14 protein-coding genes are annotated in these 15,273 nt (G+C 72.7%); 5 read left to right on the top strand and 9 right to left on the bottom strand.

The features are described 5' to 3' along the window. The first annotated feature begins 1 nt into the window (after nt 1). Both RMT89_RS13505 and RMT89_RS13500 read left to right on the top strand, forming a co-directional pair. Complete coding sequence (locus tag RMT89_RS13505) at nt 2-931, top strand: fumarylacetoacetate hydrolase family protein (RefSeq protein WP_315883967.1); 930 nt, start codon at nt 2-4, stop codon at nt 929-931. Next, the gene (locus RMT89_RS13500) at nt 928-1,653 is read left to right on the top strand and encodes an SDR family oxidoreductase (RefSeq protein ID WP_315883966.1); all 726 of its coding nucleotides are present in this window, start codon (nt 928-930) and stop codon (nt 1,651-1,653) included. The genes RMT89_RS13505 and RMT89_RS13500 overlap by 4 nt, the downstream gene beginning before the upstream one ends. Here the strand turns inward: RMT89_RS13500 and RMT89_RS13495 are convergent. From RMT89_RS13495 to RMT89_RS13455, 9 genes are all read right to left on the bottom strand, one after another. Further along, on the bottom strand, nt 1,647-2,261 hold the full coding sequence (locus RMT89_RS13495; protein WP_315883965.1) for an FxLYD domain-containing protein: 615 nt from the start codon (nt 2,259-2,261) through the stop codon (nt 1,647-1,649). The two genes, RMT89_RS13500 and RMT89_RS13495, sit on opposite strands and share 7 nt — an antisense overlap. Before the next feature lie 98 nt (nt 2,262-2,359). Then, complete coding sequence (locus RMT89_RS13490; protein WP_315883964.1) at nt 2,360-2,575, bottom strand: hypothetical protein; 216 nt, start codon at nt 2,573-2,575, stop codon at nt 2,360-2,362. A 95-nt stretch (nt 2,576-2,670) separates the two neighbouring features. After that, entirely contained in the window at nt 2,671-4,035 is a 1,365-nt protein-coding gene (locus tag RMT89_RS13485) for an FAD-dependent oxidoreductase (protein ID WP_315883963.1), read from the bottom strand. A 163-nt stretch (nt 4,036-4,198) separates the two neighbouring features. After that, nucleotides 4,199-5,005: a chitosanase gene (locus tag RMT89_RS13480; RefSeq protein WP_315883962.1), complete on the bottom strand. Its 807-nt coding sequence runs from the start codon at nt 5,003-5,005 to the stop codon at nt 4,199-4,201. A 110-nt stretch (nt 5,006-5,115) separates the two neighbouring features. Then, entirely contained in the window at nt 5,116-7,884 is a 2,769-nt protein-coding gene (locus RMT89_RS13475; protein ID WP_315883961.1) for a SpoIIE family protein phosphatase, read from the bottom strand. A gap of 73 nt (nt 7,885-7,957) precedes the next feature. Next, nucleotides 7,958-10,468, bottom strand: a complete 2,511-nt coding sequence (locus tag RMT89_RS13470; RefSeq protein WP_315883960.1) for a SpoIIE family protein phosphatase — start codon at nt 10,466-10,468, stop codon at nt 7,958-7,960. Nucleotides 10,469-10,559: 91 nt separating this feature from the next. After that, entirely contained in the window at nt 10,560-10,700 is a 141-nt protein-coding gene (locus tag RMT89_RS13465) for a hypothetical protein (protein WP_315883959.1), read from the bottom strand. 23 nt (nt 10,701-10,723) lie between these two features. Next, on the bottom strand, nt 10,724-10,978 hold the full coding sequence (locus tag RMT89_RS13460) for a hypothetical protein (protein WP_315883958.1): 255 nt from the start codon (nt 10,976-10,978) through the stop codon (nt 10,724-10,726). 116 nt (nt 10,979-11,094) lie between these two features. Beyond that, entirely contained in the window at nt 11,095-12,507 is a 1,413-nt protein-coding gene (locus tag RMT89_RS13455) for a cytosine permease (protein WP_315883957.1), read from the bottom strand. Nucleotides 12,508-12,575: 68 nt separating this feature from the next. Between RMT89_RS13455 and RMT89_RS13450 the strand changes: the two genes are divergently transcribed. From RMT89_RS13450 to RMT89_RS13440, 3 genes are all read left to right on the top strand, one after another. Continuing rightward, nucleotides 12,576-13,211: a TetR family transcriptional regulator C-terminal domain-containing protein gene (locus RMT89_RS13450; protein WP_315883956.1), complete on the top strand. Its 636-nt coding sequence runs from the start codon at nt 12,576-12,578 to the stop codon at nt 13,209-13,211. A 23-nt stretch (nt 13,212-13,234) separates the two neighbouring features. After that, complete coding sequence (locus RMT89_RS13445; RefSeq protein WP_315883955.1) at nt 13,235-14,860, top strand: amidohydrolase; 1,626 nt, start codon at nt 13,235-13,237, stop codon at nt 14,858-14,860. 146 nt (nt 14,861-15,006) lie between these two features. Next, nucleotides 15,007-15,240 (top strand): hypothetical protein, encoded by a 234-nt coding sequence (locus RMT89_RS13440; protein WP_315883954.1) that lies wholly within the window; start codon nt 15,007-15,009, stop codon nt 15,238-15,240. Nucleotides 15,241-15,273 lie beyond the last annotated feature (33 nt).

Here is a 15,273-nt window from a genome sequence, read left to right as displayed (position 1 = left end):
GATGCGCATAGCCACCTACTTGCACGCAGGCCGTCGCTTCCATGGGGTCGTCGAGGGCGGCGCGGTCCGCGCCCTGCCCGACGGCACCTCACCCGTGGAAGCGGCCCACGGGGTACGGCCCGTGGGCCCGCCCGTGCCCCTGGCGGACGTACATCTGCTGGCGCCGCTGGAGCCGCCGACGATCCGGGACTTCGTCACCTTCGAGGAACACGTCGAAGGCGTACGGCGCTCCGTGGACGGCGCCGGTGGCGTGCCCGAAGCCTGGTACGACGCCCCGACCTTCTACTTCACCAACCCCTACGCGGTCATCGGCCCGTACGACGCCGTGCCCGTGCCGCCGGGGTCGCGGCTGCTGGACTTCGAACTGGAGGTCGCCGCCGTCATCGGCCGCGAGGGGCGCGACCTCACCCCGGAGCAGGCCCGCGACCACATCGTCGGCTACACGATCCTCAACGACTGGTCCGCGCGCGATCTCCAGTCCCGGGAGATGCAGGTCCGGCTCGGCCCCTGCAAGGGCAAGGACACGGCCGCCACGCTGGGACCGTACCTGGTCACCGCCGACGAACTGGAGCCGTACCGGGACGCCGACGGCTTCCTGAGGCTCGGGCTCACCGCCGCGGTGAACGGTGAGATCGTCGGCAAGGACCTGCTGTCCCATATGAGTTGGACCTTCGAGGAGATGGCGGCCTACGCCTCGCGCGGCACCGTCGTACGCCCCGGCGACGTCCTCGGCTCGGGCACCTGCGGCAACGGGGGCTGTCTGGCGGAGCTGTGGGGGGTGCGGGGCGAGCAGTCTCCGCCGCCGCTTCGGCCAGGGGACACGGTCACGCTCACGGTCGAGGGCATCGGGACGCTCTCCAACACCGTGGTCGAGGGCGTCGATCCGGTGCCGTTGCCCGCAGCGCGGCGCCGCAGCCGGGAGCGGCCGTGACCGGCCTGTCCGGCAAGGTCGTGGTGGTCACCGGCGCCGCGCGCGGTCAGGGCGCCGCCGAGGCGGACGCCCTGGCCCGGGCGGGCGCGCAGGTCATCGCCACGGACGCGGAACCCGTCGGTGACTGCCGCCGCCTCGATGTCACCAGCGCGCACGACTGGGCCCGACTGGCCTCGGAACTGGCGGAGTCGTACGGGCAGGTGCACGGGCTGGTCAACAACGCGGGCATCACCTGGCGCGCCCGTCTCGCCGACGTACGCCCCGACGACTTCGCCCGCGTCCACGCGGTCAACGTCACCGGCCCGCTGCTCGGCATCCAGCACCTCGCCCCGCTGATGCCGCCCGGTGCGTCGATCGTGAACGTCGGCTCGTCCGCCGCGCTCACCGGCCACTACCCGGTGGCGTACACGGCCAGCAAATGGGCGCTGCGGGGCCTGTCGAAAGCGGCGGCCACGGAGCTGGGCCCGCGCGGCATCCGCGTGAACACGATCCACCCCGGCTACATCGACACCGACATGACCGCCTCCGCCGCACCCGCCTTCCGTGCGGCGAACCTCCGCGAGACCCCGCTCGGCCGCACCGGCACGGCCCACGAGGTCGCCCCGCTGGTGGTGTTCCTGCTCTCCGACGCCGCTTCCTTCATCACCGGCGCCGAGATCCCGGTCGACGGCGGCCTCACCGCACATGGCGGCGCCAAGTCGATCTCCGACGCGCTTCAGTAACGCTGCGCCTTGGCGATCTCGGCCGTCAGCTTCGGCTCGGGCGGCTTGCGGCTGATGGCGAGAGGCTGGGCCCGCTCGCCGGGCTCCAGGTCCTCCGCGCCGACGTAACGGGTTTCCACGACCTGGCCGTCGGAGTCGCTGAAGTCGACCTGGACGGCGTAGGAGGCCGTCCGGTCCGTGCTGTTGGTGATGTTGACGACGACGGCGAGCAGTCCGTCCGTCTGGGCCCGGGGCTTGCCGGTGAGCGAGACGTCGGCCGTGGCGTTGCCCCGGCCCTCCACGTCGTCCAACTGCTCCTTGGCGGCGGCATTGGCACGCGCCACTTCCGCGGAGACGGAGGCCTCGAACTCGGAGGCGCGCGCCGAGGCGGACGACGCCGCGGCCGAGAGGGACTCCTTGACGGACTCGGCGAGCGAGGCCACGGCGGAGGGCGCGGTGCCCGTGAAGCCGGTGGTCTTCGGCGACCTGGGTGTCTCGGTGCCCGCGGAACCGCCGTCGTCGTCCGAGCCGCACGCCACGAGCGCGGCCGCGCCCAGCACGGCCACGAGCAACCCGGTCAACGCCCGGGTCACGGGCTGCCTTGTCGTTCGCAGGGGGCCTGTGCCCATGACCGGTGATCCTTCCCGCCGGACTCTCGTACCCCCTGCCACATCGTGCACGACGGGTAGTCGACCAGCCACTCGGGGTGGCATCGGTACCGGGCGTCTCAGCACTCCGGGAACGGCCGCGTCCCGCCCATCGGCAGCTGCCGCGCCGCCTCGGCCTCCTCCGGCCGCACCGACTCCGCGAGGGCTTCGACGAGTGGCCGGCCCGCAAGGACCGCGGCGCGGGCGGCGGACTCCCAGCCCGGCTGCTCCCGGCAGGCCGCCTTGTACCGGGGGCCGGCCGCCGCGGCGGAGGTGGGGCTCAGCAGACTTCCCATGGGCGGCACTCTCTCATCGGACGCCGAAGGGCCCGGAGCGAATATGCGGACGCTGTCGTCCGCATATTCGCTCCGGGCCCTTCTGGCGGTCCGGATCAGGCGCCGCTCTCGCGGAGCATGTCCTCGCGCTCGACGATCTTCACGCGCTCACGGCCCTGCGGCTCGCCCAGCGCCTTCTCGGCGGCGTCCAGCTTGTACCAGCCCTCCCACGTGGTGAAGCGGATCTCGCGCTCGGTGAGGAACGCCTCCACCGCCTCGGGGGCGGGCGCGTCCGGCGTCTGCAGACGGCCGTTCGCGAAGTCGTCCAGCAGGTTGGCCACCGTCTCGTTGGCGTCGCCCTTGGTGTGGCCGATCAGGCCCACCGGGCCGCGCCGGATCCAGCCGGTGACATACGTCGACGTCAGGTGCTCGCCGGTCTCCTGCATGACCCGGCCGCCCTCGTCCGGGACGGTGCCCGAGTCGAGGTCCCAGGGCAGCTTGGGCAGCTTGTCGGAGAGGTAGCCGACGGCGCGGTAGACCGCGCTGACGTCCCAGTCCTTGAACTCGCCGGTGCCCTTGACGTTGCCGGTGCCGTCCAGCTCCGTGCGCTCGGTGCGCAGGCCCACGACCTTGCCGTCCTCGCCGAGGATCTCCACCGGTGACTCGAAGAAGTGCAGGAACAGCTTGTGCGGGCGGTCGCCGACATCGCGGATCGCCCAGTTCTCCAGCGTCTTGGCGACCATGTCGACCTGCTTGTTGGAGCGGCGCTGCTCGATGGAGCCCTCGTCGTAGTCGATGTCCTCGGGGTTGACGATGACCTCGATGGTGGGGGAGTGGTCCAGCTCCCGCAGCTCCATCGGGGAGAACTTCGCCTGCGCGGGGCCACGGCGGCCGAAGACGTGGATCTCCACGGCCTTGTTGGCCTTCAGGCCCTCGTAGACGTTCGGCGGGATCTCGGTCGGCAGCAGCTCGTCCGCGGTCTTGGCGAGAATCCGGGAGATGTCCAGCGCCACGTTGCCCACGCCCAGGACGGCGACCTTCTCCGCCTCCAGCGGCCAGGTGCGCGGCACGTCCGGGTGGCCGTCGTACCAGGACGCGAAGTCCGCGGCGCCGTAGGAGCCGTCGAGTTCGACGCCGGGTATCTTCAGCTCGCGGTCGGCCATGGCGCCGGTGGAGAAGACCACCGCGTCGTAGAAGGCGCGCAGATCGTCCAGGTGCACGTCGGCGCCGTAGTTCACATTGCCGAAGAGGCGGACCTGCGGCTTGTCGAGCACCTGGTGCAGGGCCGTGATGATGCCCTTGATGCGGGGGTGGTCGGGGGCGACGCCGTAACGGATCAGGCCGAACGGGGCCGGCATGCGCTCGAAGATGTCGATGGAGACACCGGGCTCGGCGGCCACATCGGACTTGAGCAGCGCGTCGGCGGCGTAGATCCCGGCGGGGCCGGCTCCGACAATGGCTACCCGCAGGGGGCGGGGCATGATCAGGTTCCCTTCGAGCGATGACAAGCAACTCGACGGGAAGCCTAAGCTAAGGCAACCCTAAGTCGGTACGCGGGTCCGGTCTATGAGCTCATAAGCCTGGGTTATGGCTTCTCAAAGCCGGCACGGGGGTCCGGGGTGCGGGACCCCCGTGCGGTTGCGCTCAGCCGATGTGGTAGCTGTCGCCGTACACCTTCCAGTCCAGCGGCGGTACGAGGTCGAGGTTGCCCGCGCGCAGGAAGACCCGCTGGGCCGTGTCGACCCTGCTGGTGTCGCTGTGCGCCTCCTCCTGCTTCATCGCCCGCACCCGGGCGTCGAGGAAGGCGTGCAGGTAGCGCACCTCGTCACCGCCCTGGGCCGGCGGCCGCGCGCTCTGCAGCGCACGCCTGCGGATGCTGCCGAAGCTCGCGCTGTCGGAGCCGTTGCCGTGCATGACCAGGGCGTCGTAGTACGCGAACTGCCCGAGCACCCGCAGTCCGTCCGCCTTGCCCTGCCGTACGGCCGGGTTGAAGTACACCCGGTCGCGTTCGTCGTTCTGCGCCTGCTGGAAGGCACGGTCCTGCGCGGCCCCGCGCCAGTCCCGGGGGAAGTACGGGTCGAGCCCTTCGTGCGAGTCGGAGCCGTCGACCTCCCGCAGGGCGGGCAGGTACCCGGCGAGCACATTGCCCGGCTTGCGGTCGGTGTAGAGCTCCACGAGGTCGAGCATGTCGCCGGTGCCGGAGCAGAAGCCGATGATCCCGGCGGTGTAGCCGCGGCCGTCCCCGATGTCCTCGATGTACTTGTACTGCGCCTTCCAGTCCAGCGAGGAGTTCTCCGCACTGGAGACGAGCTTCATGGCGATCTCCTTCTTCGCCGGGTCGTCGAGTCCGGGCGCGCGGACGGCACCGGCGTACGGAGCGTTCAGCAGGGGGATCGCGGTGGCCGAGACGCCGATGATGGCGAGCAGGGTACGGCGCGTGGGGTGCCTCACGGGTGCTCCAAGTGGTGGTGGGGGGTGGGTGGTTGGAGGTTCGTGGCACTGATAGGAAGGTTTACTATCAGATGTGGTCGCCGTTGCCCACCCCTCGCGTCACGGGCGACTCACGGCAGCGGCTGCTCCGCCCAGATCACCTTGCCGGCCGGTGTGTAGCGGGTGCCCCAGCGCTCGGAGAGCTGCGCGACGAGGAACAGGCCGCGCCCGCCCTCGTCCGTCATCGCCGCGTACCGCAGATGCGGTGAGGTGTTGCTGCTGTCGTACACCTCGCAGATCAGCGTCCGGTCACGCAGCACCCGCACCCGGATGGGGTCGCCGCCGTACCGGATGGCGTTGGTGACCAGCTCGCTCAGGATCAGCTCCGTCGTGAACGTCAGGTCGTCCAGGTCCCAGCGGGCGAGCTGACGGCTGAGCGAGGCACGCACCTTGCCGACCGCCGCCGGGTCCGACGGCACCTGCCACTCGGCGATCCGGTCGGCGGGCAGCGCCCGGGTCCTGGCGACGAGCAGGGCGATGTCGTCGCTGGGACGGTCCGCGAGCCGGGCGTCCAGCACGGTCTGGCAGGTCTCCTCCGGTGAGTCTCCCGCCCGCGCCAGAGCCGCGCGCAGCAGTTCGAGGCCCTCGTCGATGTCCCGGACCCGGTCCTCGACGAGCCCGTCGGTGTACAGCACCAGCCGGCTGCCCTCCTCCAGGTCCAGCTCGGCCGTCTCGAAGGGCAGTCCGCCGAGGCCCAGCGGGGGACCCGCGGGCACGTCGGGGAAGTCGACCGTGCCGTCCGGGCGGATCAGGGCGGGCGGCGGATGGCCGGCCCGGGCGAGGGTGCAGCGCCGGGAGACCGGGTCGTAGACCGCGTACAGACAGGTCGCGCCGGTCACCGGGGCGGTGCTGCCCTCCGCCGCCTCGTCCTGGTCGATCCGGGCCACCAACTCGTCCAGCAGGGCGAGGAGTTCCTCCGGCGGCAGATCCAGCGCGGAGAAATTGTGCACCGCGGTGCGCAGCCGGCCCATCGTGGCCGCCGCGTGCAGCCCGTGCCCGACGACATCCCCCACGACCAGGGCGACCCGCGCGCCGGACAGCGGCAGTACGTCGAACCAGTCGCCCCCGACCCCGGCCTGCGCCGGCAGATACCGGTACGCGATCTCCAGGGTGTTCTGCTCGGGCAGGGTGCGCGGCAGCAGACTGCGCTGGAGGGTCACCGCCATGCTGTGCTCGCGGGTGTAACGGCGGGCGTTGTCGATGGAGACCGCCGCCCGCGCGACCAGTTCCTCGGCGAGCTCCAGCTCCTCGTCGTCGAAGGGCTCCGGCTTCTGCGACCGCCAGAAACACACCACGCCCAGCACCAGCGCCCCGGCGCGCAGCGGCACGGCGATCAGCGAGTGGATGCCGTACTCCACGATCTGCGCGGAGCGCTCCACATCCTGCGCCTGCCAGCCGGGCGCCTCGGCGAGCCGCGGCTCCAGCACCGCCTGTTCGTCGTGCAGCGCCCGCGCCTGGGGCGAGGACTCCACGAACGCGATCTGCTCGCCCACCGGGTACAGCGGCGCGTCCTTGCGGATGCCGCTCATCGCCGTGCGTCGCAGCGGGGTCACCGTCTCCGCCTGGCCGCCGCTGAGGACGGCGCCGAACAGGTCCACGGTGACGAAGTCCGCGAAACGCGGCACGGCCAGCTCGGCCAGCTCCTCGGCGGTACGGGTGACGTCCAGGCTGGTGCCGATGCCCACGCCGGCGTCGTAGAGCATGCTCAGCCGCTCCCGGGCCGCCTCGGCCCTGCCGGACAGGGCCCGCAGCTCGGTGGAGTCGCGGAGGGTGGCCACGCTGCCGGGCGGTCCGCCGCGCAGGTTCGTGGGCCGCTGGTTCACGGCCAGCAGCCGGTCCTTGACCCGGTGTACCTCGTCGGTGGCGACCCGGCCGGAATCCAGCAGTTCGGCGGTGTCGGGGGCGAGCCCGAGGTCGGCCACCTGGCGGCCCTCCGCGTCGGGCGGCAGTTCGAGCAGGCGGTGCGCCTCGTCGTTGGCGAGCAGCAGCCGGCCCTCGTCGCCGACGATGATCACGCCCTCGCGGACGGAGTGCAGCACCGCGTCGTGGTGCTCGTACATACGGGTCATCTCGTGCGGGCCCAGGCCATGTGTCTGGCGCAGCAGACGTCTGCTCACCAGGGCCGTGCCGCCGGTCGCCAGGCCGAGCGCGGCCGCGGCCGCGCTCAGCAGGAGCGGCAGCTGCTGGTCGGCGGTGCCGCCGACGGTCGCCGTGGTGATCCCGGCCGACACCAGGCCGACGACGTCGCCGTCCGGCTCCTTGACCGGCACGACGGCCTGCACCAGCGGGCCGATCGTGCCGATGATCTCCTCGGTCACGACCTTGCCCTGCAGCGCGGGTTCGATCGTGCCGACGAACTGCTTGCCGATGCGGTCCGGCTTGGGGTGGCTGTAGCGGATGCCGTCGGTGTTCATGACGACGATGAAGTCCACCTTGGTCGCCTTGCGGGCAGCCTCGGCACGCGGCTGGAACACCGACGCGGGGTCGGGGTCGTCGAGGGCCTCACGGGTGCCGGGCGCGTTGGCGAAGGACTCGGCGACCGCGACGGAGCGGTTGCGGGCCTCGCGGGTGCTGTCGTGCCGTACCTGGAGCACCAGCGCGACCACCGCGGCCACGATCAGCAGCACCACGATGACGGCCTGGAAGAGGAACACCTGGCCCGCCACGCTGCGTCCGCTCAGGGGCGACCGAGGCCGCCGGCCGTGCGGCGTCCTGGGACGTTCGGCGCCCGCTGCGCGGTCCGCGCGCACTCCGCGGGCGCGGTCGGGCGCCCGATGGGGGCGCGGACCGCTGCGGCGACGGAGCGACCGGGCCCCGGATCGACCCGAGAGTCGGACCATGAGCCATGTCTACACCGCCGGCCCCCGGGAGGCGAGAGGCGTCACACCCCGTGACAGGCACTCGCCGTTCCCATCATGCGTCACGCCGGGGCGCCGAGCGCCGGGTGGCGAGCAGCAGGGCGATGTCGTCGGGCCGGTCCGCGGTGTGCCGGGCGGTCGCGGTGAGCCGGTCGGCGATCTTGGCCAGGGACTGTCCGCCGGGCCGCCCCAATGGCGCACCGGACCTCGCCAACGCCACCCGCAGCCCGCCGATGCCGTCGTCGATGTCCCCGCCCGGCCGCTCCACCAGCCCGTCGGTGTAGAGGGCGAGGACCGCTCCGGGGTCGATGACCAGCTCCGTCACCGGGTACTGCGCCTGCGGGTCCACGCCGAGCACGACTCCGCCGGGCAGGTGGACGACGTGCGTACCGCCGTCAGGGCGGCGCAGCAGGGGCGGCAGATGCCCGGCCCGCGCTGCCTGGGCCACTCCGGTGACGGGGTCGAGGCGGATGTAGCAGCAGCTCGCGAACTGCCCGGCGTCGATGTCGATGAGCAGCCGGTTGGTGCTGCTCAGCACCTCGTCCGGCGGCCGGTCGCCGAGCGCGAACGCCCGTACGGCGGTGCGCAGCTGGCCCATCGTGGCCGCCGCCTGCACCCCGTGCCCCTGGACGTCGCCGATGACCAGTGCCAGGCCGTCCCCGGCGGCGACGACGTCGTACCAGTCCCCGCCGACCTCCATGCCCTGCGTCGCGGGCAGATAGCGTCCGGCGGTCTCCAACAGCGGATGCCCGGAAAGGCGCCGGGGGAGCAGGGCCTGCTGGAGGCCCCGGGCGAGCGCCGCCTCGCTCTCGTAGCGCTGCGCCTTCTCCATCGCGTGCGCGATCAGCCCGGCCAGCGCGGTGAGCGCGGACCGCTCCTCGGTGCTGAAGCTGCGGGGCCGGTCGAAGCCGAGGATGCAGGAGCCGACCGGCCGTCCGGAGGCGATCAACGGGAGAAAGGCGCGGGCGCCTTCCGTGGCGTCCAGGGCGATGCCGGGGTAGGCGTCCATGAGCTGCTGCATGGAGTCGAAGAACAGCGGGCGGCCGTTGGTCAGCGTCTCCACGCCGGGCAGCCGCGCGTCCAGACCCACGCCCTCGAAGGGGGCGAGGAAGCCCGGCGGGAAGCCGCTCTCCCAGGCCAGGAACAGATGCCGCTCCTGCAACAGGTAGATCGCCAGCCGGCGCCCGCCGAACGCGGGCAGCAGCTCCCGCATGACCACCGCGGACACCTGGCGGGCGGTGACCGCCTCGGTGAGCGCGATGGCGAGGACGATCGGCCGGTACAGCGGCGCCATCGACGGGCCCGCGGCCACCTCGGCGCGGCCGTGCGCGTCTTCGGCCGGGGGACCGGACGGCGCCTCGGCCACCCGGTGGGCGGGACGGACCGTGCAGGTCAGCAGGTCCGGGCCCGGATGGAGCGAGAGGGCCAGCCAGTCGCCGTCGTACGGGTCGTCCGCGTGGGCGCCGGGCCGGCCGACGTGGAAGTGCAGCGGCTCGGGCGACAGCAGCGCCCCGCGCAGATGGTCCCCGCAGGCGGGCTGGTTCAGCCACGGCACGGCGTCCCACAGGGGGCGGCCGAGCAATTGCGGGCGGGGCCGCTCCAGGAGTTCGGCGGCGCGCGGATTGGCGTAGACGACGGTGCCCAGCCGGTCCAGCGCGAACACGCCCTCCGGCAGCAGATCGGCCGCGGTGTCGGCCGCCGCGCCCGGTCCGGGATCGAGGACGACGCCATGGACGGCCCGCGCCCCGGAGGCGTCCTGCGGTCGGTCGTACGACCCCCAGAGCTCGACGAGCCGCAGCGCCCCGTCGGCGCCGCGCAGGTACAGCGGCAGCGGCGGAGGCCGGCCGGCGGCCGTGTCCCGCAGGGCGGCCAGCAGCGGCTGCGTGCCCTCGGGGGCCACGGCCTCGGCGAAGGCCTGCTCGCTTCCCGCGCACTCCTCGGCGGTCGCTCCCAGCACCCCGCGCAGCCGGTCGTCCAGGGTCACGGCGCCGGTGGCGGGATCCCAGGCGAAGGACCCGGCCCGTCCGGGGGCGCGCAGGGCGGGCGGTCGTACACACAGGGGTCCGCCCTCCCACCGCAGGGCGCTGTCCTCCACGGTCCGCAGCTGCCGTGCCAGCTCCTCGGCGAGCCCAGCCAGCCGCTCCCGCTCGGGCAGCAGCTCGGTGGCGTCCGCCGCGGAAGGGCGCAGCACGGTCAGTACGCCGTAGGCCGTCGAGTCGGTCGCGACCGGCACGTACAGCGAGCCGAACTGGAACGGCAGACCGGCCGCGAACTGGGGGTAGCGGCGCATCGTCTCGGTGGCGTTGGCGAGGACCACCTCGACGCCAAGACGGTGCGCGTCGGCGACCGGGAACGGGGAGTCCACATGCAGCCGCCACCAGGGCTCGAACAGGGGGCCCGGCAGCCCGACGAGCACCGACAGGCGCAGCAGTCCGGGCGTGCGGGAGCGCAGATAGACCCCGGCCGCGTGACCGCCGGCCGCTCTGATCGCCTCCAGCGAGGCGTCGATCAGCAACGCCGTCGGCCGCCCGGGGGTCCGCTGCGCGTCCTCGGCGCTCCCAGTCATCGGCCCCTACCTCGTCCGTGCGCCGTCCCAGGGGGCGACACAGCAAGAATGCGCCACGAAGCACGCCGGGCGCACCCGGGCGGCACGAAGCTCAGTGGGGAATCGCTTCGAGCACCTGGAAATGGGTGGGGGTGAGCGGATCGCTCACGCGGACCAGATCGAGCCCCGCGGAGGCCCGCAGGCGGGCGTACTGCGTCCGGGTGCGTTCCCGGCCGCCGACCATCAGCAGCATGTTCAGGTCGCTCAGTACGGCGCTCAGCCGCGCGGCGGGTCCGTCCTCGTCCGGCAGACCGGCTCGACCAGCAGCAGCCTGGCGTGGTCCGGGTGCGTGCCGGTGGCCCGCGCCAACTCCGCGCAGTTCTTGGGGCCTTCGGCCAGGACGTCGGCGAGGCCCGGGCGGGCGGCGACGCCGACCGCCCGGGAGGCCCTGTGGCCCTGGATGAGTTGCAGGGCCCGGAGCTGGTCCTCGACCCGGGCCTGTGGGACGCCGGGTGTCTCGCTGTCGGTCACTGCTGTGCCTGCCTTCCGGGCCGACCGCTGTCACCGGGGTACGGGGGCCACGGCTGAGGGCGTCGCTGCGACCGGTGACGATGGCAGCCGCCGCTCGCGCACGCGTGGAGGCGGCGTCAGGTGTGCCGCGGGCGCCCCAGGACCGTGTACAGGCCCGCCGACACCGCCATGCCCACGGGCAGCGCGAGATCGAGGCCGCCGAGGGCCTCGGCGACCGGGCCGGTGTACAGGGTGTTCACGCACAGGGCCGCCGCCGTGACGCCCGCTGCCAGCGCGAGGGCACCGGCCGTGTTGACGCCGGCGGTGTACCAGAACGGGCCGTCCCGCGTCTCGTCCATCAGGGCACGGCCGTCGTAGCGGTTGCGGCGCAGGGCGATGTCGGTGGCGTAGACGGCCACGGCGGGGCCGAGGAGGACCACGGTGAGCTGGAGGACGTTGCTGACGGTGTCGAGGAAGTCGGAGACGAGCAGCCCGTACAGGGTGAGGCCGACCGCGGCGGTTCCGTCGGCGATGACGCTGAGGGAGCGGCGGATGCGGATGCCGACGGCCTGGAGGGCGAGGCCCGCGCTGTAGGCGGTCAGGGCGTTGATGGCGATCGTGCCGAGCACGAGCGCGAGCAGGAACACGGGGTCGAACCAGCCGGGCAGGATCTGCTGGAGTCCGGACTGAGGGTCCGTCATGTCGACCGCGGTCGCGGCGAAGGCGCCGAGGGAACAGACGACGACACTGGGCAGGAAGCCACCCAGTGCGGTCCAGCCGATGATCGCCTTCGCGGGGGTCGTACGGGGCAGGTAGCGGGAGAAGTCGGCGCTGGTGGTGTACGACAGCGGCCCGGCGCCGATCAGGGTGACCCCGGCGAGCAGGACGGCCCACAGGTCGAGGCCGGTGAGCGGTTCGGCCGGGGTGTAGGAGAAGTCCGTGTGCCGGAGCACGCCGACCGCGACGACCGCGAACACGGCGGTGAGGGCCAGGGTGATCGGCAGATACAGCTTCATGATCAGGGCGTGGCCGTAGACGCCGATGGTCAGGGTGAGCGCGGCGATGACCAGCACGACGACGACCTGCACGCTCGTACTCGCGCTGACGCCGGTCTTCTCGACGAGGGCGAAGGCGGCGGTCGAGGCGGCGGCCAGGTTCAGCGCGAAGTAGCAGACGGAGATCATCCAGCCCACGACCGCGTTGTTGACGCGGTTGCCGCGGACTCCGAACATCGCGCGGGTGATCACCTCGCTGGGCGCGCCCGCGACAGGCCCGGGTATGGACAGCAGCCCGGTGAGCACCCAGAACAGGTTGCCCGCCACGATCACCGCGAGCGCCTGCCACAGGGTGAGGCCCATCAGGATCAGCGCGCCGCCGATGACGAGGCTCAGATAGTTGACGTTCGCGGCCGCCCACACGGAGAACAACTGCCGGGGATGTCCGTGCCGTTCGCTGTCGGGGATGTGGTCGATGCCGTGGGCCTCGATACGGCCCGCCCCGCCCGACGGAGTCCCGACCCCTTGCTGCGGGTCGTCAATCGTGGACGCCATGCCGCCCCTCCGGATGCTGGTAACCCACCTGCTTGCTTATTGGTCGCACACTCAATAGCATGGAATCCATGCCGTCAAGCGTCCCGAACAAACGAATCCGCAAATCTCCTGCCGCCAGACGTGCGGAAATCGTTGCCGCCGCCGCTTCCGTGGCCCTGGCCGAAGGTCTGGAGTGCATCACCCTGCGGCGTATCGCCGAGGAGCTTGCCGTCCGGCCGGGACTGATCAGCCACTACTTCCCGGCGGTGGACGATCTGGTCGCCGAGGCCTACGGCACCGCGGTCGCCTCCGAACTCGACGAACTCCTCCCGGCCGACCGCGCCGACACCACGCCCACGCGGCAGCTGGCGCGGTTCTTCGCGCGGGCGAGCGGCCGGTCGTACGACGACATCAGCCGGCTGTGGCTCAACGCCCGGCACCTCAGCCGCTACCGGCCGACGCTGCGGGAGAGAGTCGCCGTCCAGGAGGCAGCCTGGCGCGACCGGCTCGAAGGGCTCATCCGCGACGGTGCCGAGCGGGGCGAGTTCCGCACCGACGACGCGCTGCTGGCGGCCGTGCGGATCCTGGTCGTCCTCGACGGCCTCGGCATGCTCGTCAACAGCGTCGACACCGCCGAGGACCCGCCGGAGATCCGGCTCATGCCCGCCCTCACCGCGGAACGCGAACTCGGCCTGCCGCCCGGCACCCTGACCGCCCCCAACTGACCCGCCACCAAGGAGAGTTCCGCGTGCGCACCTCCCTCATCCTGCTGTCGGCCCGGCTGCTCGACCCGGTCACCGGCCAGTACCTGCCGCACACCGCGCTCGCCGCGGCCGACGGACGTATCACCGCTCTCGGGGACGACCCGCAGATCCGTGCGCTCGCGGACGCCTCGACCACGGTGATCGACCTCAAGGGCGCGGTGGTGACCCCCGGTCTGGTCGACGGCCATATCCACCCCGTCTCCGGCGCCGAACTCACCCACGGCCTGGACCTGTCGGCCTGCGCCGACGTGGCGCAGGTGCGCGAGGTGCTCGCCCGCGCGGTGCGCGAACTCGCCCCCGGCGCCTGGCTGCACGGCTGGGGCCTGGACCCCAACGTCTTCGCCGGCCGCCCCGTCGAGACCGCCCCCTTCGACGCCGTACTCGACGGCGTACCCGCCCTGCTGCTGCTCTTCGACGCGCACTCCATGCTGGCCAGCCGGCGCGCGCTGGAGCTCGCCGGCGTCGACGGGCCGCGCTCCTTCGACCAGGCCACCGCGGAGGTGGTGTGCGACGCCGACGGCCGCCCCACCGGACTGCTGCTGGAGGACGCCGCCTGCGAACTGGTCGAGCGCGTCGCCCCGCAGCCCACCCGCGAGGAGCGCCGCGAGCGGCTCGCCGCCGCGCTGCGCGCCATGGCCGCGGCGGGCCTGACCGGCGGCCACGCCATGGACGCGAACGGCGACAGCCTCGCCTTCTACGCCGAACTCGACGCGGCCGGACAGCTCCCGCTGCGCCTGCGCGTCGCTCCGTGGTGCCAGCCCGGCACCGACGCCGACGGGGTACGCGCGCTCATCGCGGGGCAGGGCGAGGGCGGCCGGCTCTGGCGGACCGCCGGCGTGAAGATCTTCATGGACGGCACCATCGACAACGGCACCGCCTGGCTGGAACAGCCCGACTGCCACGGCGAGTCCCGGCACGCCTTCTGGCCGGACCCCGAGGAGTACACCCGCGTCGTCGGCCAACTGCACCGCGCGGGCGTGCCGGTGGCGACCCACGCCATCGGGGACGCGGCCGTACGGCATGTGCTGGACGCGGTGGAGAAGGCCCGGGCCGAGGGCGGGCCTGCGGTACGGCACCGGATCGAGCACATCGAGACCGTCCCCGACGACACCCTGCGAAGGTTCGCCGGACTCGGCGTCGTCGCCTCCATGCAGCCCACCCACTGCTGCGACTTCACCCGCGCCGACCACACCGACAACTGGTCGCGCCGCCTGGGCGAGGAGCGCGCCTCCCGCGCCTGGCGCTGCCGTGATCTGCACGACGCCGGTGCCGTGGTCGTCCTCGGCTCAGACTGGCCCATCGCCCCCTATCCGCCGCTCGGTGTCATGGCGGGCGCCCGCCACCGCCGCCCCAGCCGCGACCTGACCCGCCCGCCGCACGGCCCGGACCAGGCGCTCACCGCCCTGGAGGCACTCCAGGGCATGACGGTCAACGCCGCCCACGCGGCGGGCGAGGAGCACGAGGCCGGACGTCTCCAGGTGGGCCACCGCGCCGACCTGACCGTCTTCGCCGGCGATCCGCTGACCACCGCCGCCACCGAACTGCCGGACCTGCCAGTCCTGTTGACCGTGGTGGACGCGGTGCCGACCCACCGCGACCCCGCCCTCTGACGTGAACAGCTGGTGAGGTGCGGCAACTGGCCGCCGCAGCACTGGCGTTGAGGGAGCCTGCGGAGTGCGGCATTCCGCTGGGAGTGCCCTGGTGGTCTCCGGGCGTAGTACGGCCGAGTACTCACTGCGACAGGGGAATCGAGGGCGTGGACGTCCTTCTACTCCGTGAAGCCACGGCGCTGTGGTCGACGCGGCGCCGCGTCGTGCGCGCCGCGAAGAGGCTGGGGCTGCGTCCGGACCTCGGGCTGCAGGCCGTGGTCGCCCAAGTCGCGCAGTTACGGGGACAGCCGATCGACATCGTCACCGAACCCCTGCCCCGGGCGACGACCGGACTGTGCTGCTTCGGCGAGCGGCGCGACACCATCGTGGTGCCCGGCTGAGTCGTGGCCGTGGCAGGTGCCCAGTCCGCCGAG

This window comes from Streptomyces sp. P17, from assembly GCF_032436805.1.
GTDB lineage: Bacteria > Actinomycetota > Actinomycetes > Streptomycetales > Streptomycetaceae > Streptomyces.
The sequence above is the reverse complement of the archived record's forward strand: the minus strand, read 5'-3'. Positions and strand labels throughout refer to the sequence as shown.

Bases quoted from the DNA above. Each gene is read 5' to 3' on its own strand.
- RMT89_RS13505 (WP_315883967.1), top strand. From the start codon at position 2: ATGCGCATAGCCACCTACTTGCACGCAGGCCGTCGCTTCCATGGGGTC.
- RMT89_RS13495 (WP_315883965.1), bottom strand. From the start codon at position 2,261: ATGGGCACAGGCCCCCTGCGAACGACAAGGCAGCCCGTGACCCGGGCG.
- RMT89_RS13490 (WP_315883964.1), bottom strand. From the start codon at position 2,575: ATGGGAAGTCTGCTGAGCCCCACCTCCGCCGCGGCGGCCGGCCCCCGG.
- RMT89_RS13485 (WP_315883963.1), bottom strand. From the start codon at position 4,035: ATGCCCCGCCCCCTGCGGGTAGCCATTGTCGGAGCCGGCCCCGCCGGG.
- RMT89_RS13475 (WP_315883961.1), bottom strand. From the start codon at position 7,884: ATGGTCCGACTCTCGGGTCGATCCGGGGCCCGGTCGCTCCGTCGCCGC.
- RMT89_RS13470 (WP_315883960.1), bottom strand. From the start codon at position 10,468: ATGACTGGGAGCGCCGAGGACGCGCAGCGGACCCCCGGGCGGCCGACG.
- RMT89_RS13465 (WP_315883959.1), bottom strand. From the start codon at position 10,700: ATGCTGCTGATGGTCGGCGGCCGGGAACGCACCCGGACGCAGTACGCC.
- RMT89_RS13455 (WP_315883957.1), bottom strand. From the start codon at position 12,507: ATGGCGTCCACGATTGACGACCCGCAGCAAGGGGTCGGGACTCCGTCG.
- RMT89_RS13450 (WP_315883956.1), top strand. From the start codon at position 12,576: ATGCCGTCAAGCGTCCCGAACAAACGAATCCGCAAATCTCCTGCCGCC.